This is a genomic window from Carnobacterium sp. (assembly GCF_049673005.1).
Taxonomy (GTDB): Bacteria; Bacillota; Bacilli; order Lactobacillales; family Carnobacteriaceae; genus Carnobacterium_A.
Map to the genome: position 1 here is coordinate 37,046 of NZ_JBATXB010000088.1, position 20,532 is coordinate 57,577.

A 20,532-nucleotide genomic window follows, 5' to 3' on the forward strand; every position below is an offset into this window, starting at 1 on the left:
CGTTTTTCGGAAATTTTTTTTGGGAAAAAGATATCCACAGTTGCATTTTATTATCCACATGCTCAAGTATAAGTTTTTTTTGTGATTTTATTAAATATAAGTTACAATATAGTTATCCACAAATGAACAGCATGTGTACATATCAAGCTTGTATAATTCCGCACTCTGTGGATAACTTCAAAGAAGAGCATTGTATCAGCGTTTGAAGGATTTTTTTATCCACTGATTTATTTGTAATTCGTGGATAAAAAAAAGTTACTAACACTTTATTTCTCCTTGTGGATAACTATATATACAGGTACGGGATAAATATTTAACAGTTAGAAACTATCTGTGGAAAACTTTTTATTAACGTGCTAAAATGAAACAGACATATTTATAAAGGAGGTTCTCTGTTTGGATGATTTACAATCTTTGTGGAATTTTTTAAAAGAAAAATTTAAAGAATCGCTTTCAAAGGTCAGTTACGATACTTGGATTGAAAGTGCCAACCCTATTCGCATTACTGAACATAATATTATTATTGAAGTTCCATCTTCTTTGCATAAAGAATATTGGGAAAATAATCTAGCTACTCGGATTGTTGAAAATATTTACGAGTACTCTAGTCGCGAAATTTCTCCATTATTTGTTATAAAGAATGAACAAGAAAATACGAATAGCAATGGAAAACAAAAAAGCCAATCTTTAACACAAAAAAATTCTTTTAGAAAAGATATTCAATTAAACGATAAATATACATTTGACACTTTCGTTATTGGCAAAGGAAACCAAATGGCTCATGCTGCTGCATTAGTCGTTGCAGAAGAACCAGGAACAATTTATAATCCACTCTTTTTCTATGGCGGAGTTGGATTAGGAAAAACACATTTAATGCATGCTATTGGACACCAAATGTTATTACTCAATCCTGATGCAAAAGTTAAATATGTAAGTAGTGAAACCTTTGCAAATGATTTTATAAACTCTATCCAAAACAAAACACAAGAGAAATTCAGAAATGAATACCGTAGTGTTGATCTATTATTGGTAGATGATATCCAATTTTTTGCAGATAAAGAAGGCACGCAAGAAGAATTCTTCCATACTTTTAATGCTCTATATGATGATCGTAAACAAATTGTCTTAACAAGTGATCGACTGCCTAATGAAATACCGAAATTACAAGAGCGCTTGATATCTCGTTTTGCCTGGGGTCTATCTGTCGACATCACTCCACCTGATCTTGAAACACGTATTGCTATTTTAAGAAAAAAAGCAAACGCAGAGAGATTAGAAATTCCTGATGATACCCTTAGTTATATTGCAGGTCAAATCGATTCTAATATCCGTGAATTAGAAGGTGCTTTAGTTAGAGTACAAGCATTTGCAGCTATTGAGAGTCGTGATATAACTACTAGCTTAGCAGCTGATGCATTAAAAAGTATGCTCCCTTCAAATAAACCAAGTATTTTATCTATCTTAGATATACAAAATGTTGTTTCTAAGTACTATCAAATTTCTTTAACTGATTTAAAAGGAAAAAAACGTGTTAAAGCTATTGTCTTACCTAGACAGATTGCTATGTTCCTTTCACGTGAACTAACTTCTAATTCGTTACCAAAAATTGGAGCTGAATTTGGTGGAAAAGATCACACCACTGTTATTCATGCTTACGAAAAAATCAATCAAGCTATCACAAAAGATTTTCAACTAAAGCAAGATATAGAAGAAATAAAAAATAAATTAAATTAATTTTTTTAACTAGCTATTATTTTATTATTCCATCTAATTTTGAATGATGAAAAAGTAATATGTAACTTACTTTTGTCTCCTTTAATAGAAAACATCAATTTACTCACATGTGTATAACTGCAAAAGTTTACCTTGTTTTTTCCACAGCTTATCCACATGTGGAAAACTACTAACCTTATGGGCTGAACATACTTACCAACAGAATCCACAGGCCCTACTACTATTACTAAAGATCTTATTAAATTAATTAACTATAATTTTGGAGGTTTACTCAATGAAATTTACAATTAAAAGAAGTGCATTTTTAAAAAGTATGGCGGATGTTCAGCGTGCTATTTCTTCAAGAACAACTATCCCTATTTTGACAGGAATAAAAATTGTTGCTAACGAAGAAGGACTTACGTTGACTGGTAGTGATTCTGATATCTCTATCGAAACATTTATTCCAGTATCAGATGAAAGCAATACTTTAATTATTGAAAAAACAGGAAGTATTGTATTACAAGCACGTTTTTTCAGTGAAATCGTTAAAAAATTACCAGAGGAAACTATGGAAATAGAGGTTCTTGATCATTTTCAAACCTTGATTACTTCAGCAACTGCTTCTTTTACTATTAATGGTTTAGATGCGAACAACTATCCTCATTTGCCAGTAATTGATACAAATGAATCATTTATTTTACCAGTTGGTTTATTCAAGCAAGTAATAGGGCAAACTGTTATTGCTATTTCAACTCATGAAAGCAGACCTATTTTAACAGGAGTCAATATGGTTATTGAAAATAGCCAAATTTTAGCCGTTGCTACAGATAGTCATCGACTAAGTCAACGCATCATTCCGCTAGAAATGACAGAAGAACAAGCAGGTAAGAAATACAATGTCATTATTCCTGGAAAAAGTTTAGTCGAATTATCTCGTACGTTAGATGATAATTCTGATACAATTGAATTAATGATTACTGAAAATCAAGTGTTATTTAAAACAGAAAATATGTTTTTCTATTCTCGATTACTTGAAGGATATTATCCAGACACGAAACGTTTAATTCCCGAAACATCTGCGACAGAAATCGAATTTAATGCAAATGTATTATTGGGAGCTATTGAAAGAGCATCTTTGTTGTCTCATGAAGGAAAAAATAATGTTGTTAAAATTACAATTAACCCAGACTTAGTTGAAATTTCAGGCAATTCTCCTGATATAGGAAATGTTAAAGAAGAATTAGAGTATCTTTCTGTTAGTGGCGATCCTATTGAATTGTCCTTTAATCCAGATTATATGAAAGACGCACTAAGAACATTTGGTCAAACAACAATTAAAATTAAATTTACTTCACCTGTTCGGCCGTTTATCTTAGTACCGAGTGAGAATGATCAAACTTTTATTCAACTCATTACACCTGTCCGAACATTTTAATAATTAGTGAAAAGCTGCTTTTCTGAGAATTCAGAAAAGCAGCTTTTTATTGAATTGTTCAAAAACAGGTTTTTTTTCACTTTTAAGCAACTTTCGCACGTTTAAGGTCTTTTTGTATTTAGCTATTAAAACGTAAAGAACCATATCTAAATTCTAATAGACATTGTATTCTTCCTGAAAAAGAGTTATAATAATACTAATAAAGAAGTGCGACTTGCGTGGTTTTTATACTCCACGCTTATTTTGATGAGAGCAGGTGATTTTATGAAAAAAAATATTACGATTAATAGTGAATTCATTACTTTGGGACAATTTTTAAAACATGCAAATGTTATCAGTAGTGGTGGAATGGCAAAAGGATATTTAGCCGAACACACAATTTTAGTAGATAACGAATTAGAAAACCGCAGAGGTAAAAAACTTTATCCAGGTACGGTTGTAGAAATTCCGGATGAGGGGACATTTTTTGTTCAATCTGTTAATTCAGCAAAACAATCGACTAAGGATGAAAATTAATGTTTCTAAAAGATATTCAACTATTGAATTATCGTAATTATGAAAGTGCACAGGTTAATTTTTCTCAAGGAATCAATGTTTTTTTAGGAGAGAATGCACAAGGTAAAACGAGTTTAATGGAAGCTATCTATGTATTGGCTATGGCAAGAAGTCATCGAACAGTAAATGATAAAGAATTGATTCGATGGGAGCAAGATAACGCACGGGTAAGTGGAAGAATTCAAAAAAAGAACTCTAACTTTCCGCTAGAAATTCTGATTTCTACAAAAGGGAAAAAAGCTAAATTTAATCATTTGGAACAAAAAAAATTAAGTGCTTATATTGGTAATTTAAATGTGATTCTTTTTGCTCCGGAAGATCTTTCTTTAGTTAAAGGTTCGCCCTCTGTTCGAAGAAAATTCATAGATATGGAAATGGGGCAAATGAGCCCTATTTATTTGCACCATTTAGTCCAATATCAACGGATATTGAAGCAACGAAACCACTATCTAAAACAATTAGCCTTTCAAAAAAAACAAGATATTACGTTTTTAGATGTTTTAACAGAACAGCTAGCAGAACACGGTGCAGCTATTTTATTTGAACGGTTTTTGTTTATAACAAAACTAGGGAATTGGGCTGCACCTATTCATTACGAGATTTCTAAACAGAAAGAACGATTGGAAATTGATTACAGCTGTGCATATACGCTTTCTAATACGCAAGATAAAAAGCAAATTTACTTAGATTTACTTCAAACATATAAAGAGGGGCAAAAACGAGAATTAGATCAAGGGATCACTCTTTTTGGTCCTCATAGAGATGATTTGAAGTTTAAGGTTAATGGACGGTATGTACAAACGTATGGTTCACAAGGCCAACAAAGAACAACAGCTTTAAGTATTAAGTTAGCAGAAATTGATTTGATGAAGGAAATGACGGGCGAATATCCCCTTTTATTATTGGATGATGTCCTGTCTGAATTGGATGATGAACGCCAAACACACTTATTAAAGGCGATTCAAAATAAAGTTCAAACTTTTTTAACGACAACTAGTTTAGACGGAGTAAAAAAAGAAATGTTGGAAGCTCCCAAAGTCTTCCGTATCGAGAATGGTCATGTAGAAATGGAGAGTGAATGAGTTTGTCTGAAGAAATTAGAAGTAAAAATGATATTGCTCAAGATTATGATGCAAGTCAAATTCAAGTATTAGAAGGTTTAGAGGCCGTCCGTAAAAGACCAGGTATGTATATTGGATCAACTAGTGGAGAAGGTTTACACCACTTAGTCTGGGAAATCGTAGATAACTCAATTGATGAAGCTTTAGCTGGTTTTGCAGATGAAATCAATGTCATTGTTGAAGAAGATAACAGCATTAGTGTTAGTGATAATGGACGTGGAATTCCTGTAGATATTCAAAAGAAAACAGGTCGTCCAGCACTTGAAACAGTTTTTACAATTCTTCACGCAGGAGGAAAATTTGGTGGCGGAGGCTACAAAGTTTCTGGTGGATTACATGGTGTTGGTGGTTCTGTTGTAAATGCTCTATCTTCAAGTTTAGAGGTAAGAGTACACAAGAACGGGAAAATCTATTTCCAAGGCTACTCTAGAGGAGCTGTTTTGAATGATGTTGAAATCATTGGAGACACAGATCGTCATGGAACAACGGTACATTTCTTACCAGATACTGAAATTTTCAAAGAAACAATTGTCTACGATTACGATAGATTATCTGTTCGTGTTCGTGAATTAGCCTTCTTAAATCGTGGATTAAAAATTACTATTGAGGATAAGAGACACGAAAAACCTCAAAGACAAGAATATCACTACCAAGGTGGAATTAAGAGTTACGTTGGATTTCTGAATAAGAATAAAAATGTTTTATTTGAAGAGCCAATTTTCTTAGAAGGCGAGCAACAAGGTATTTCAGTTGAAGTGGCGTTACAATATACAGATGGATACCACTCTAATCTACTAACGTTTGCTAATAATATTCATACTTATGAAGGTGGAACACATGAGTCTGGTTTTAAGACAGCCTTGACACGTGTCATTAATGATTACGCAAAACGCAATAAATTAATAAAAGAGAATGAAGATAATTTGACCGGAGAAGATGTGCGTGAGGGGTTAACAGCTGTAGTTTCTATCAAACATCCAGATCCACAATTTGAAGGACAAACAAAAACTAAATTAGGAAATTCTGAAGCCAGAACGATTACTGATCGTCTTTTTTCTGCGCATTTTGATAAATTTTTAATGGAAAATCCTCAAACAGCAAGAAAAATAGTTGAAAAAGGTCTTTTAGCTTCGAGAGCACGTCTAGCAGCTAAACGAGCTCGTGAAGTAACGCGTAAAAAAAGTGGTTTAGAAATTAGCAATTTACCCGGTAAATTAGCAGATTGCTCTAGTAAAAATCCTGAAATCAGTGAAATATTTATTGTTGAGGGAGATTCTGCCGGAGGTTCAGCTAAACAGGGACGTTCACGCTTATTTCAAGCAATTCTACCTATACGTGGTAAAATTTTAAACGTTGAAAAAGCTACATTAGACCGTATATTAGGAAACGAAGAAATACGTGCACTCTTCACAGCTATGGGAACAGGATTTGGTGGAGATTTTGATTTATCTAAAGCTCGTTACCATAAATTGGTCATCATGACCGATGCTGACGTTGATGGCGCACACATTCGCACACTGCTATTAACTCTTTTTTACCGTTATATGCGTCCAGTCGTAGAAGCTGGATTTGTTTATATTGCGCAACCTCCTTTGTATCAAGTAAAACAAGGTAAAAAAATGGTTTACCTTGATTCTGAAGAAGAATTGGATAATTTATTAAAGGAATGGCCTCTTGCTCCAAAACCTGTTATTCAACGTTATAAAGGACTAGGAGAAATGGATGCTGAACAATTGTGGGAAACAACAATGAATCCTGAAAACAGACGTTTACTTCAAATAACTGTTGAAGATGCAATTGAAGCTGATCAAGTAATGGATATGCTTATGGGTGACAGAGTAGAACCTCGTCGCAAATTTATTGAAGATAATGCCCGTTATGTTCAAAACTTAGATATTTAAACGAGGGAGGATAATAAAGAATGGCCGAAGAATTTAAAGAAAATATTGAACATAAAAATTTAAGCCATGAAATGCGGACATCATTCCTTGATTACGCAATGAGCGTTATTGTAGCACGGGCATTACCTGATGTACGTGACGGTTTAAAACCGGTTCACCGTAGAATACTTTACGGAATGAGCGAATTAGGCGTAACACCTGACAAAGCTCATAAAAAATCAGCGCGTATTGTTGGAGATGTTATGGGTAAGTACCATCCTCATGGGGACAGTGCTATTTATGAATCAATGGTACGTATGGCACAAGATTTTAGTTACCGTTATCCTTTAGTGGATGGACATGGGAACTTTGGATCAGTAGATGGAGATGGCGCCGCAGCGATGCGTTATACCGAAGCACGAATGACTCGTATGGCTTTAGAAATGTTGCGTGATTTAAATAAGGATACAGTAGATTATCGAGATAACTATGATGGATCAGAGAGAGAGCCAGAAGTTTTGCCAGCTCGTTTTCCTAACCTTCTAGTTAACGGAGGAACAGGAATCGCGGTTGGAATGGCAACAAATATTCCGCCACATAATTTGACTGAAGTTATTTCTGCGCTGCATATTTTGATGAAGGATCCAGATGCAACAACTGCAGAATTGATGGAAGCTTTACCAGGTCCAGATTTTCCAACAGGTGGATTGGTTATGGGTAAATCAGGTATTAGGAAAGCTTATGAAACAGGTCGAGGTTCAATTACAATTCGTGCTAAAGTAGAAATTGAAATTACTAAAACGGGTAGAGAAAGAATTATTGTTCATGAGTTGCCATATATGGTAAATAAAGCACGCTTAGTAGAACGTATTGCAGATTTGGCTAGAGATAAACGTATTGAAGGAATAACCGACTTAGCGGATGAATCAGACCGTGATGGTATGCGTGTGGTTATCGATATCCGTCGCGATATGAGTGCAAGTGTTGTTTTAAATAATTTATACAAATTATCTTCTTTACAAACATCATTTGGCTTTAATATGTTGGCTATTGTTAATGGAATTCCTAAAGTGCTGAGTCTTAAAGAAATTTTAGAAGAATATTTAAAGCATCAAGAAAATATTATTCGCAGAAGAACAGCCTATGACAAGAAAAAAGCAGAAGCACGCGCTCATATTCTTGAAGGTTTGCGTATTGCATTAGATCATATAGATGAGATTATACGGATTATTCGTGGATCTAAAACTGGTGAAATTGCTAAAAATACGTTAATCGAAACATATGGTTTATCGGAGAAACAATCCCAAGCTATTTTAGATATGCGTATGGTTCGTTTGACAGGTTTAGAACGTGAGAAAATAGAGTCTGAATACAATGATTTGATAGAATTAATTGCTGATTTAACTGACATTTTAAGTAACCCAGAACGAGTTCATACTATTATTGAAACAGAACTTTTGGATTTACAAGATCGATTTGGTGATGAGCGTCGTACCGAATTACTAGTTGGAGAAGTGTTAAGTCTTGAAGATGAAGATTTAATTGAAGAAGAAGAAGTTGTTATTACATTAACTCATAACGGCTACGTTAAAAGAATTGCTAGTTCGGAGTTTAAAACTCAAAGACGTGGTGGGCGTGGTGTTCAAGGAATGGGCGTTCATGATGATGATTTTATTGAAACGCTTGTTTCTTGTTCAACTCATGATACATTGCTGTTCTTCACGAATAGTGGAAAAGTTTATCGTTCTAAAGGATACGAAATTCCGGAATATGGACGTACGGCTAAAGGTATTCCGGTTATTAACCTATTAGGAATAGATTCTGATGAAAAAATCCAAACGGTTATTAATTTAAAAAATAAAGCAGATGATGCACACTATCTTTTCTTTACTACGCGTCAGGGAACTGTTAAACGTACAAGTATATCCGCCTTTTTAAATATTCGAAGCAACGGAATCAGAGCAATTGTATTGCGTGAAGACGATGAGCTAATGAAAGTTTCAATTACTGACGGAAAACAAAATATTATCATCGGAACTCATTTAGGTTATGCAGTAAGTTTTGAAGAAACTGCCGTGCGTAATATGGGGAGAAGTGCAAGTGGTGTTCGTGGTATCCGTTTGCGTGAAGATGACTATGTTGTTGGGATGGATCTGTTAACACCTGAATCAGAGGTGTTAATCATTACTGAAAAAGGGTACGGGAAACGTACAAATGCAAGTGAATATGCTGTTAAAGGCCGTGGAGGTAAAGGAGTTAAGACTGCTAATATTACCGACAAGAACGGGAACTTAGCTGGTTTAACAACGGTCAAGGGTGAAGAGGACATCATGCTAATTACTAATGCAGGTGTTATTATCCGCTTTAGTGCCTCTAGTATTTCTCAAACTGGACGAGTTACATTAGGTGTACGCTTAATACGTGTAGGAGATAATGGTGCCGTATCAACTATGGCAAAAGTAGATGCAGAAGAGATAGATGTTGAAGAAGAAGCGAATGACCTAACGACTATTGCAACGGATAGTCAACAAGCATCGCCTAACGAAGAAACTTCTATTTCAGAACAATCCTTATTGGACGAAGAAGATAGTACTCAAGAATAATAAAAAAGAGACTTTAAACGATAAATAGCCGTTTAAAGTCTCTTTTTCTGTTTTAATAGTGTAAAAGGGTACTCGCAATAGGTGAACAGGCTTTTTTTAACAGATTAACTCTAAAACAACACAATAAAAGGTATAAATTAAATAGTAATAAAGTTATTTTAAATAAAAGTATTGATGTTTATTAGTTAATATGATATATTTACTAGACGTGAGTAATCTATATATAGATGCTCTCCTTGCTCTTTCAAATGAATGAGCCAAAGTCCATAAGGAGGTGACAGTCAAGATGAACCAAGTAACAAACTACGAAATTTTATACATTATTCGTCCAAACATTGAAGAAGCTGATAAAGCTGCTTTGATCGAACGTTTCGATACTATTTTAAAAGATAATGGTGCTGAAATCACTGAATCTAAAGACTGGTCTAAACGCCGTTTAGCTTACGAAATTAAAAAATTCCACGAAGGAATTTATCATATCGTAAAACTATCAGCAACAGACGCAGTAGCAATCAATGAATTCGATCGTCTATCTAAAATCAATGATGATATTTTACGTCATATGACTATTAAAGTAGAAGCTTAAATTTATGGTTGTTTCATGTGAAACAATTTTTGAAAGGAGCTATTATTGTGATTAATAATGTTGTTTTAGTTGGAAGATTAACTAAAGATGCGGATTTGAGATACACTTCAAATGGTGCAGCTGTCGCATCGTTTACTGTAGCGGTAAATAGACAGTTTACAAACCAAAAAGGTGAAAGAGAAGCAGATTTCATTAACTGTGTAGCTTGGAGAAAGACAGCTGAAACATTGGCTAACTTTACTCGTAAGGGATCGTTGATTGGTGTGGAAGGACGTATTCAAACACGTTCTTACGATAACCAGCAAGGACAGCGTGTTTATGTTACTGAAGTAGTCGTTGAGAATTTTTCAATGTTAGAATCTAAATCTGCTAACGACCAACGTCGTGGTTCAGATGATACTGATAACACATCGAAAACATATCAACAAAGTTCAGCTAATCAAACACAGAATAATTATTCGCAAAAATCAGCTCCTCAAAATCAAAATTCACAATATCCTGATTTTGGAAACTCTGATCCATTTGAGAAGAGTAGCCAACCAATAGATATTTCAGATGATGATTTACCGTTCTAATTTAAATTAGAAACATAAGGGAGGAATAGAAAAAATGGCTATCCAACGTAGAGGCGGACGTAAGCGCCGTAAAGTTGATTATATTGCAGCTAACCACATTGAAAATATCGATTTTAAAGATTTAGATTTATTAAAACGATTTATCTCTGAAAGAGGTAAGATTTTACCTCGTCGTGTTAGTGGCACTTCAGCTAAAAACCAACGTAAAATAACAATTGCAATCAAACGTGCACGTATCATGGGATTATTACCATTCGTCACAGCTGAATAATAGAGTTAGAAGGAATCGTGATGATATCATGGTTCTTTTTTTTATTCAAATTATTTAATTACTAAATTTCTCGAAATTGTTTCACATGAAACAATTTCGAGAAATCTAGTGCCTAGTATCCGAATAGAAAACATGGTAAAATATAAGTTGTTGCTTAAATAAAGGGACAGATTAAAAAGGAGTTAATTATGAAAAAGTTATCTATAGAAAAACTCCCGAATTTTTTGAATGATGCTAAATTTAAATGGTTTGCTGTTGTTATTGGTATATTGCAACTAGTTACAATCATATTAGGTTTTTTTGTTCATTTCATGGTCGGAACAGTTTTGTTAGTTGCTTTTATCATTACGGTTCTCTCTTTGTATTATTTGGCTAAAAGAATCAGTATAGAAACGCATAAATATATTACTGATTTATCTTACCGAATTAAAAGAGGAGAACAAGAAGCGCTTATCAAAATGCCGATCGGTATTTTATTATTTAATGAAGATTATGAAGTACAATGGACAAATCCTTATCTTCAAAGTTATTTCGGGCATCAAGAAGTATTAGGTAAAAAAATTAATGAGATAGACAGAGAACTAGCGGATGTAATTCAAAGTAGTCAATCATCCGGTTTGAGAACAGTTCACTGGGGAGATAATGTTTATCAAATTATCGTTCAGGAAGATATCCGTGTAGTGTATTTGATGGACATTACTGAATATGCACAAATTAAAGTTAAGTATGCTGATGAAAAAATAGTTATTGGAAATATCTTTGTCGATAATCACGATGAAATTGTTCAAGGAATGAATGATCGAAGTATTTCTAATTTAAATAATTTTGTTACGACAGAACTATCTAATTGGGCGAAAGAACATCATATTTATTTAAAAAGAGTAACAGAAGATCGATTTATTGTAGTGATGCATCAGTGGTCGTTAGAGAAAATAGAAGAAGATAAATTTGCTATTATTGATCGCATTCGAGAAAGAACATCTAAGCAAAATTTCCCATTAACATTAAGTATTGGATTAGCATATGACAACAATGATTTAAGTCTACTAGCTAAGCAAGCACAAATTAATCTTGACCTAGCACTAGGAAGAGGTGGAGACCAAGTTGTTGTTAAATCATCTAGTGGTGAGCCTCGTTATTATGGTGGAAAGACAAATCCAATGGAGAAGAGAACGCGTGTTCGCTCTAGGATAATTAGTCAAGCCTTGCAAGAATTAATGAAGCAAGCTGATCAAATTTTCATTATGGGTCATAGCTATCCGGATATGGATGCTATAGGTTCTGCTCTAGGCGTGCGAAGAATTGCTGAAATGAATAATAAGGAAGCATGGATTATAATAGATCCAGATAACTTAAGTAAGGACATTACTCAACTGGTTGAAGAAGTAGAAAAAGATAACTCTATTAGTCGATATATTATTACACCTCAAACGGCTGAAGAAATGGTTACTTCTAACACCTTATTGGTCATGGTAGATCATCATCGACCATCATTGTCAATAGCACCTAAATTGGTTAATCACATTAATAATATTGTGGTTATTGATCATCATCGAAGAAGTGAAGAGTTTCCAGAAAAACCAGTCCTAGTGTACATCGAACCTTATGCTTCTTCAACAGCTGAGCTAGTAACAGAATTGTTTGAATACCAACCAAATGAAGCGGATTCGATTAATAAAATTGAAGCGACGGCTATGTTAGGCGGTATTATAGTCGATACTAAAAGTTTTTCTTTGCGAACAGGTTCACGTACATTTGATGCGGCTAGTTATTTAAGGTCTTGTGGAGCGGATGCTGTTTTAATTCAGCGGTTATTAAAAGAAGATAAAGATACCTATTTGCTTCGTAGTCATTTGATTAAAACAATTGAATTTATTAGTGAAAAAATGGCAGTAGTTGTTGGCGAAGAAGATAAGAGTTATGATACAGTAGTAGCTGCGCAAACAGCAGATACTATGTTAGGTATGACTGGTGTTGATGCAGCCTTTGTTATAACGAAGCGACTAGACGGAAAAGTGGGTATTAGCGCACGAAGTTTGGGTGAAATCAACGTTCAAATTATTATGGAAAAACTCGGTGGTGGTGGTCATTTATCTAACGCAGCCACTCAAATAGAAAATTGTACAGTTCTACAAGCAAAAGAAAAATTATGTATGGTAGTAGCCAACCAAGATGAGGAGGAATAAATATGAAAGTTATTTTATTAGAAGATGTAAAAGGTAAAGGTAAAAAAGGTGAAGTTAAAAACGTAGCAGATGGATATGCACATAACTTCTTAATTAAAAATGGTTTAGCTAAAGAAGCAACTACAGGTAGTTTGAGTGAACTAAAAGGAAAAATACATGCTGAAGAAAAACAACAAGAAGAAATTAAACAAGAAGCGCAAAAAGTAAAAGAATTATTAGAACAAGAATCGAATGCGTTAGTAATCAAATCTAAAGCAGCTGAAGATGGACGGTTATTCGGATCAATTACAACTAAACAAATTTCTGCAGCAGCTCAGAAACAATTGGGTATAAAATTAGATAAACGTAAAATAGAATTAAATGTACCAATACGTACAGTTACTTCTATGAAGGTAGATGTTAAAGTTCATCCTGAAGTAGTTGCAACTCTAACAGTAAACGTATTACCAGAATAATAAATTATACTAAAAATGTTTAATCAGAGACAATACTGATTAAACATTTTTTAATAGAATGCACAAAATAGAACGTTTGTTCGCTTTTTTTGATTGTATTTATTGTAGTACTAAGGTAAAATAAGAAAATAATCCATAAAAAGTAAGATAAGAAGTAGTGCTGTTGAAAGGAAGATTAAAATTGGCAAATGAAGCTTTTCAGGACCGCTTACCACCTCAGAGTATCGAAGCTGAACAAGCTGTATTAGGCTCTGTTTTCTTAGATCCGGATACAGTCGTAGGGGCATTAGAATTTATAGAATCAAAAGATTTTTACAGACGGGGACACCAACTTATTTTTCAAGTAATGTTGGATTTAAATAATAACAATGAAGCTATTGATATTGTAACCATTACGAATGCATTGGAGTCTAAAAATCAGCTAGAAGATGTTGGTGGGATGGCTTACTTAGCTGATTTAGCAATGATTGTTCCAACGGCTGCAAATATGGAGCATTACGCTAAAATTGTTGAACAAAAATCTATTTTAAGAAATTTAATTCGAACAGCCACAGAAATTGTTGCAAAGGGATATGACGAAGGAGACGAGCTTGCGTCAATTTTAGATGAGGCTGAGCGAAGTATACTAGAAGTTTCTGAGAAGCGTAGCAGGAGCGGTTTTTTGTCTATATCAGAAGTGCTGAATACTTCTATTGCACGAATTGATGAATTGTATCAAAATGATGAAGAAATTACAGGTTTGCCAACAGGCTATAAAGCTTTAGATAAAATGACAGCTGGACTCCAAAAAGAAGAACTGATTATTCTAGCTGCTAGACCTGCGGTTGGTAAAACGGCCTTTGCTCTAAATATTGCGCAAAATGTCGGAACAAAGACAGATAAAACAGTGGCTATTTTTAGTTTAGAGATGGGAGCAGAGTCGCTCGTAAACCGTATGCTTTGTGCGGAAGGAAGCATCGATGCTAGTAATTTACGTACGGGTAATCTTTCTGAAGAGGAATGGCAAAATTTAATTGTAGCGATGGGTAGTTTATCAAAAGCAAGTATTTATATAGATGATACACCTGGAATTAGAGTTGCTGAAATTAGAGCTAAATGTCGCCGTTTGAAACAAGAAAAAGGCGAGTTAGGATTAATTTTAATAGATTATTTACAGTTAATTGAAGGAACTGGAAAAGAAAGTCGTCAACAAGAAGTTTCTGAAATTTCACGACAATTAAAAAAATTAGCTAAAGAACTAGACGTACCTGTTATGGCATTATCTCAATTATCACGTGGGGTGGAGCAGAGACAGGATAAACGACCAGTACTAAGTGATATTCGGGAATCTGGTTCTATTGAGCAAGATGCTGATATTGTTGCTTTTCTTTATCGAGATGATTATTATGATCGAGAAGAAGGCGATGAAGACGAAGACTCAGATATGGCTGGACAAGAAAATATTATAGAAGTTATCATTGAAAAAAATAGAAGTGGTGCACGCGGAACAGTTAAATTATTGTTTATTAAGGAATACAATAAATTTTCATCACTATCCTATTTTCCAGAAGATATTCCTCAAAGATAAAAATAAAGTTAAAAACGAGAACGTTCGTTTTTAACTTTATTTTTTATTGGAAACAAATTTATTAATCGGTTTTCAGTTAAATAAACTTTAGTTATTTAACTATCATTCGTGTTTTTGTTGAATTTATAAAAATAAACTGATAAACTAGCTTAGTACTTTAATAAATCTAATAATAGATGAGGTGTTTTGATGTCTTCAGTAGTAGTAGTCGGCACGCAATGGGGCGATGAGGGAAAAGGAAAAATCACAGATTTTTTAAGTGAAAACGCAGAAATTATTGCACGTTATCAAGGTGGCGATAATGCTGGACATACGATTAAGTTTGATGGGAAAACCTATAAGCTTCATTTGATTCCATCAGGTATATTTGCTTCTAAAAAGATAAGTGTTATTGGAAATGGTGTTGTAATTAATCCTAAAGCTCTTATCAAGGAACTTTCGTATTTGCATGAAAATGGAATAAGTACAGATAACCTACGCATTTCTGATCGTGCACATGTTATTTTGCCCTATCATATTCAATTAGATCAATTACAAGAAAACTCAAAAGGCGACCAGAAAATTGGAACAACTATTAAAGGAATAGGACCTGCGTATATGGATAAAGCTGCTAGAGTAGGTATAAGAATAGCTGATTTACTAGATAAAGAAATTTTTGAAGAACGATTACGTAGTAATTTAGAAGAAAAAAATAAATTATTTACAAAAATGTATGATTCAAGACCAATTGAATTTTCAACTGTTTTTGAAGAATACTATCAATATGGACAAGAAATAAAGCAGTATGTATGTGATACATCAGTTGTTTTAAATGATGCTTTAGATGCTAATAAACGTGTATTATTTGAAGGTGCTCAGGGAGTAATGCTTGATATTGATCAGGGAACCTATCCTTTTGTAACCTCCTCCAATCCTGTTGCAGGAGGAGTAACTATTGGAAGTGGTGTAGGTCCTTCTAAAATAGATAAAGTTGTTGGCGTGTGCAAAGCGTATACTTCTCGTGTCGGGGATGGTCCCTTTCCTACAGAGCTAGAAGACGAGACAGGTCAACGTATTCGTGATATTGGAAAAGAGTATGGAACGACAACAGGGCGTCCACGCCGTATTGGATGGCTTGATACTGTAGTCATGCGTCATTCAAAAAGGGTTTCAGGAATTACGAATCTTTCATTAAATTCAATTGACGTCTTAAGTGGATTAAAGACAATCAAAATATGTACCGCTTATGAACGAAATGGAGAGCATATCTTGCATTATCCAGCAAGTTTGAAAGAGTTATCAGAATGTAAACCAGTCTATGAAGAACTTCCGGGATGGGATGAAGATATTACTAAATGTAAAACGCTAAAAGAACTTCCAGAGCAAGCACAAAACTATATTAGACATGTGTCTGAATTAGTAGAAGTTCCTATTTTAACTTTCTCAGTAGGTCCAGATCGTGAACAAACAAATGTACTAGAAGATATTTGGTCAGGACTATAACTTTTTGCAAATAGAAAAAGAAAACCCATTCGCTTGTAATGAGCAGATGGGTTTTTCGGCCTTACATAAGGCAAAAGGTTCAAGGAAAAAACAGGAGTCAAAAAAATAGGCTGGGGGCAGATTGTGCCGTAGCCTATTTTGTTTCTCTCACAAGTATATTTACGTAAAGGGAGCTCAAGAAGGCGTTAAATTACTATTCAGGCAAAGGCAAAGGCAATGAAAAGAAAGTTGAATAGGGTCATAAAAAATAAAGTACAGTATTAACATTAAAATGCTTGAAGAGAAATAAAAGAAAATGTGGAGTATACATAAGGCCCTTACAAAACTTACGGAAGTTCATTCTTGAAAAATGAAGGATTATCAAAATACTTAATACCTCATCAACCTATCTTTTGTAACCCGTTCGTCAAGTCTAAATCCCGAAATCAGGTGATATATGAGAGGTCGAGAGTTAGCCATGCACTTCTACTTGATTTAATAACTCGTTCGATGTTTAACTGATTTATACATCTCTACGTCCAGAATTTGAGAGGAATGTTAAGAATTTTAGAGAATAAAGAGCACAAAGTCCGACGATAACATAAACTATTTTAGAAAGGATAGCTGTTTTTCCACCTAAAATAGCAGCCACAAAATCAAATTCAAAAAGACCAATGAGCAACCAATTTAGACCGCCAACAATTAAGATACCTAAGATAACCTTATCTAAGGGTTTCATTATATCTCCCCCTCCTCCTATATAGTTTCACTATAAATCACTTTTTTGAGAGCGTCTAATAATAAGACTTCATTTATATTGCTTAAAAATTGCTAAAATTCTCTTTAAGCTTTATTATTTAGCCTAAGGAAAAAATAGAAGTATTAAAGGAGATGAGATGATGAAAAATGGCGTTATGATGCAATACTTTGAGTGGTTTGTAGCAGATGATGGCAAACATTGGAATCGCTTGAAGGAAGACGCAAAACATTTGAGTGAAATAGGAGTGACAAGTGTTTGGATTCCTCCTTGTTTTAAGGCAACAGGGAATAATGATGTTGGTTATGGTATTTATGATTTGTATGATCTTGGAGAATTTAAACAAAAAGAAGATGTACGAACTAAGTATGGAACAAAAGAAGAATTAAAGTCTGCAATTGATGAGTTGCATAAATACAACATTCAAGTTTATGCAGATATTGTCTTGAATCATAAAGCTGGAGCAGATGAAACAGAAAAATTTTTAGTTAAAGAAGTTGACCCTAACGATCGCAATAAAACGATTAGTGAGGCCTATGAAATTGAAGGATGGACTAAATTTACATATCCTGGTAGGCAAGACGCTTATTCTCAATTTAAATGGTCATGGGAACACTTTACAGGAATTGATTTCAATCAAGCTAATGAAAAAAAGGCCATTTATCGTATTGAAGGAAAAGATAAAGGATGGGCAGATGACAACAAGGTAAATAACGAAAATGGAAATTACGATTACTTAATGTATGCTGATGTTGATTACAATCATCCAGATGTCATTAAAGAAACTAAAAATTGGGCAGAATGGTTTGTTAATGAAACGGGAGTAGATGGATTTAGATTGGATGCCATTAAGCATATTAATGAAGAATTTATTTTTGATTTAATTAAGACCATGCGTGAAAAATTTGGAGATGATTTTTTTGTAGTTGGAGAATATTGGGGAAATACTTACAATGAAATGGAAGAGTATTTACAGGCTGGAGATTTCGTACTCGACTTAGTTGATGTGAGTCTACATACTAAGTTTGAGGAAGCATCAAAAAACGGAGAAGAGTATGATTTACGTCAATTATTTAGTGATACATTGATGGAAAAAAATGACTCCCATTCAGTTACTTTTGTTGATAATCATGACTCACAACCGGGTCAATCATTGGAATCATTTGTAGAGCCTTGGTTCAAACCGATGGCATATGGCTCAATTTTGCTACGAGAAAAAGGATATCCCTGTCTTTTTTATGGTGATTATTATGGCATTCAAGGAGATCATCCGATAGAGTCTCAAAGAAAAATAATGGATCAACTTCTTTACATTCGAGCTAACTATGCATACGGTGAACAAGTTGATTATTTGGATCATTCAAATTGTATTGGTTGGACTCGACTAGGTAATGAGACGTATCCAAATGGGTGTGCGGTCGTTTTATCTAATGCAAAAGAAGGTTATAAAGATATGTATCTGGGCGAAGTACATTCTGGAGAAACATTTGTAGATTATCTGGAAAACAGTCAAGAATTGATAACAATTGATGAAAATGGATGGGGGCATTTCTTAGTTAATGCTGGCTCAATTTCTGTTTGGATTAAGAAAAATAATGATTAGAAAAAAAGTTCTAGCTGCATTTTTGCAGCTAGAACTTTTTTATAGATTAAATTTGACCACGACGATCTTCAATTTTTATATCATTATGAGAATCTAAGTCTTCTAACGGTGGGTATTCTTGGTTTATAGCGTCTGTTTCATCAAAGAGATTCATGGGATCAAGTTCGATAGTTGATTCCTCTGATAAATTTGCAGTAGCATTTAAATCGTCTTCCATACTTGCTATAGTATCGGCTAAGTTTTCATTATCATAATAAATTTCTTCTTCAACTTCTTGATAAGCAACTTTTACCTCATCTGCTAACTCATTTACTTTATCCATTGCTTGATTCTTCATAGATAAAGCTTCTTCCTTTAAGTCGTTACGTAACTCTCGACCAGATTTTGGAGCAAATAATAAAGCTGTAATAGCTGCTGCAGCTCCGACAAATAAGGTGCCCATAAAATTATTTTTTGACATAGTTATAATCTCCTTTAGTTAAATTAATTTATAATGCAATCATTTTAAGCCATTTTTTGTTTTTTAACTAATTTTTGAATTGTTTTTTTTACAGTAGAGATAGAAAGCGTGCGTTGATTAGATTGTTTATTTGAAAAATTAAAAAAACCTGAAAAGAAATGTTCAAAAGATTTCTTCAACTCATCTAAAGCATTTTGAAAATCCGTTGTTGTTTCTGAAAAATAATCAATGTTTTTCATTTTATGATTTATTTTTACAGATATTCCATCAACTCTATTTGTTATATTCTCTATTTTAGATTTAATGGCATTTGTATCATTGGTAAAGAATTCAATTTTATCTTGTGCAACAGCGGTTGTTCTATTGATTTCTTTAATCAAGTGAGCAGCTTTTTTTAAAACAGTCAAACCGAACACGCCTAAGACAATTAAAGCCAAAACAACAATGATTAGTGCTATAATTCCACCAGACATCTATTTTTCGCGCTCCTTTCTATTCTTAAAGATCATTTATGTCTTTAGATTACCATTAAATATACAATTATCCAAACAATATGTAATCGGATACTGCAGTCTGAGCTTTCCTTTATTCATTTATGACTAACTGAGATTAAATAAGTAGATTTCTTTGAATATATAGTCAAATGGCGTTTTATCCGTTACAATAAAGGGTACACGAATAACAAATAAGAAGCCGATTGAATAAAAAGATACGAAGTCATTGGGGGATGATTAAAGTGAGTATGTTATCAAATGAATCAGGACAAAGAAGTAATGTGGAAGACGTTATAAAGATGGAATTATATTCTGTAACAGATGGGAAAATTATTTCAATTGAAGACGTAAAGGATCCCGTATTCTCAGAAAAAATGATGGGTGACGGTTTTGCAGTAGAACCCACATCAGAAATCGTATTAGCGCCAGTGAGCGGCAGACTATTTCAAGTTGCAGATGCACTGCATGCATATGGAATTGTTACAGATAAAGGAATTGAGGTACTGGTCCATATTGGTTTAGATACAGTGACATTAAGAGGCGAAGGATTCACAAGCTCTTTAAAAGAGGGAATGTTAGTTAAAAAAGGCGATCCTTTGGCAACTGTAGATTTTGATTATCTTATTGAGCAAGAGAAAAAATTAACAATTTCAGTAGTGATTATTAATGGCTGTAGTGAAGCCTATCGATATGAGTTAAATAAAGAATCGGCTGCGGTAGCTGGAGAGACAATTGCGCTAACGGTCTATAAAAAAACTGGGAAATAAGAATTAAAGTCTACTTTAAGAAGAAAAAGATAAATAGTTT

General features: G+C 33.8%; 18 protein-coding genes. 15 read left to right on the forward strand and 3 right to left on the reverse strand.

Features of this window, described 5'->3' with window-relative positions:
• Positions 1-396 precede the first annotated feature (396 nt).
• The 13 genes from dnaA to WBF61_RS06845 all read left to right on the forward strand — a co-directional run bounded on the left by dnaA (position 397) and on the right by WBF61_RS06845 (position 16,432).
• Positions 397-1,734, forward strand: a complete 1,338-nt coding sequence (gene dnaA / locus WBF61_RS06785) for a chromosomal replication initiator protein DnaA (RefSeq protein WP_424255067.1) — start codon at positions 397-399, stop codon at positions 1,732-1,734.
• A 274-nt stretch (positions 1,735-2,008) separates the two neighbouring features.
• A complete protein-coding gene (gene dnaN, locus WBF61_RS06790; protein WP_424255069.1) occupies positions 2,009-3,151 on the forward strand; it encodes a DNA polymerase III subunit beta in 1,143 nt (380 codons plus the stop codon).
• A gap of 264 nt (positions 3,152-3,415) precedes the next feature.
• A complete protein-coding gene (yaaA, locus tag WBF61_RS06795; RefSeq protein ID WP_424255071.1) occupies positions 3,416-3,667 on the forward strand; it encodes a S4 domain-containing protein YaaA in 252 nt (83 codons plus the stop codon).
• Positions 3,667-4,788, forward strand: coding sequence for a DNA replication/repair protein RecF (recF, locus tag WBF61_RS06800; RefSeq protein WP_424255073.1), 1,122 nt, complete (start codon positions 3,667-3,669; stop codon positions 4,786-4,788). The genes yaaA and recF overlap by 1 nt, the downstream gene beginning before the upstream one ends.
• Positions 4,785-6,728 carry a DNA topoisomerase (ATP-hydrolyzing) subunit B gene (gene gyrB, locus WBF61_RS06805; protein WP_424255075.1) on the forward strand — a complete coding sequence of 648 codons (1,944 nt, stop codon included), beginning with the start codon at positions 4,785-4,787 and terminating at the stop codon, positions 6,726-6,728. Before recF ends, gyrB begins: the two co-directional genes overlap by 4 nt.
• Before the next feature lie 20 nt (positions 6,729-6,748).
• Positions 6,749-9,310 (forward strand): DNA gyrase subunit A, encoded by a 2,562-nt coding sequence (gyrA, locus tag WBF61_RS06810; protein WP_424255077.1) that lies wholly within the window; start codon positions 6,749-6,751, stop codon positions 9,308-9,310.
• A gap of 286 nt (positions 9,311-9,596) precedes the next feature.
• Positions 9,597-9,896 (forward strand): 30S ribosomal protein S6, encoded by a 300-nt coding sequence (gene rpsF / locus WBF61_RS06815; protein ID WP_424255079.1) that lies wholly within the window; start codon positions 9,597-9,599, stop codon positions 9,894-9,896.
• A gap of 47 nt (positions 9,897-9,943) precedes the next feature.
• The gene (gene ssb, locus WBF61_RS06820) at positions 9,944-10,471 is read left to right on the forward strand and encodes a single-stranded DNA-binding protein (RefSeq protein ID WP_424255080.1); all 528 of its coding nucleotides are present in this window, start codon (positions 9,944-9,946) and stop codon (positions 10,469-10,471) included.
• A 34-nt stretch (positions 10,472-10,505) separates the two neighbouring features.
• Positions 10,506-10,742 carry a 30S ribosomal protein S18 gene (rpsR, locus tag WBF61_RS06825; RefSeq protein WP_424255082.1) on the forward strand — a complete coding sequence of 79 codons (237 nt, stop codon included), beginning with the start codon at positions 10,506-10,508 and terminating at the stop codon, positions 10,740-10,742.
• 188 nt (positions 10,743-10,930) lie between these two features.
• Complete coding sequence (locus WBF61_RS06830) at positions 10,931-12,928, forward strand: DHH family phosphoesterase (protein WP_424255084.1); 1,998 nt, start codon at positions 10,931-10,933, stop codon at positions 12,926-12,928.
• A gap of 2 nt (positions 12,929-12,930) precedes the next feature.
• Positions 12,931-13,383, forward strand: coding sequence for a 50S ribosomal protein L9 (gene rplI, locus WBF61_RS06835; RefSeq protein ID WP_424255086.1), 453 nt, complete (start codon positions 12,931-12,933; stop codon positions 13,381-13,383).
• Between the two features lie 181 nt (positions 13,384-13,564).
• Complete coding sequence (gene dnaB, locus WBF61_RS06840) at positions 13,565-14,950, forward strand: replicative DNA helicase (protein ID WP_424255088.1); 1,386 nt, start codon at positions 13,565-13,567, stop codon at positions 14,948-14,950.
• 189 nt (positions 14,951-15,139) lie between these two features.
• Positions 15,140-16,432 carry an adenylosuccinate synthase gene (locus WBF61_RS06845; RefSeq protein WP_424255090.1) on the forward strand — a complete coding sequence of 431 codons (1,293 nt, stop codon included), beginning with the start codon at positions 15,140-15,142 and terminating at the stop codon, positions 16,430-16,432.
• 502 nt (positions 16,433-16,934) lie between these two features.
• On the opposite strand, the gene WBF61_RS06850 is transcribed toward WBF61_RS06845, so the two are convergent.
• The gene (locus tag WBF61_RS06850) at positions 16,935-17,150 is read right to left on the reverse strand and encodes a DUF378 domain-containing protein (RefSeq protein WP_424255092.1); all 216 of its coding nucleotides are present in this window, start codon (positions 17,148-17,150) and stop codon (positions 16,935-16,937) included.
• Between the two features lie 160 nt (positions 17,151-17,310).
• Here WBF61_RS06850 and WBF61_RS06855 point away from each other — a divergent pair, with 160 nt between their 5' ends.
• On the forward strand, positions 17,311-18,771 hold the full coding sequence (locus WBF61_RS06855) for an alpha-amylase (protein WP_424255093.1): 1,461 nt from the start codon (positions 17,311-17,313) through the stop codon (positions 18,769-18,771).
• A gap of 46 nt (positions 18,772-18,817) precedes the next feature.
• On the opposite strand, the gene WBF61_RS06860 is transcribed toward WBF61_RS06855, so the two are convergent.
• Positions 18,818-19,231 carry a YtxH domain-containing protein gene (locus tag WBF61_RS06860; RefSeq protein WP_424255095.1) on the reverse strand — a complete coding sequence of 138 codons (414 nt, stop codon included), beginning with the start codon at positions 19,229-19,231 and terminating at the stop codon, positions 18,818-18,820.
• Positions 19,232-19,275: 44 nt separating this feature from the next.
• A complete protein-coding gene (locus tag WBF61_RS06865; protein ID WP_424255096.1) occupies positions 19,276-19,704 on the reverse strand; it encodes a DUF948 domain-containing protein in 429 nt (142 codons plus the stop codon).
• Positions 19,705-19,973: 269 nt separating this feature from the next.
• On the opposite strand from WBF61_RS06865, the gene WBF61_RS06870 reads away from it, so the two are divergent.
• The gene (locus tag WBF61_RS06870; RefSeq protein ID WP_424255122.1) at positions 19,974-20,492 is read left to right on the forward strand and encodes a PTS sugar transporter subunit IIA; all 519 of its coding nucleotides are present in this window, start codon (positions 19,974-19,976) and stop codon (positions 20,490-20,492) included.
• Positions 20,493-20,532: the final 40 nt, after the last annotated feature.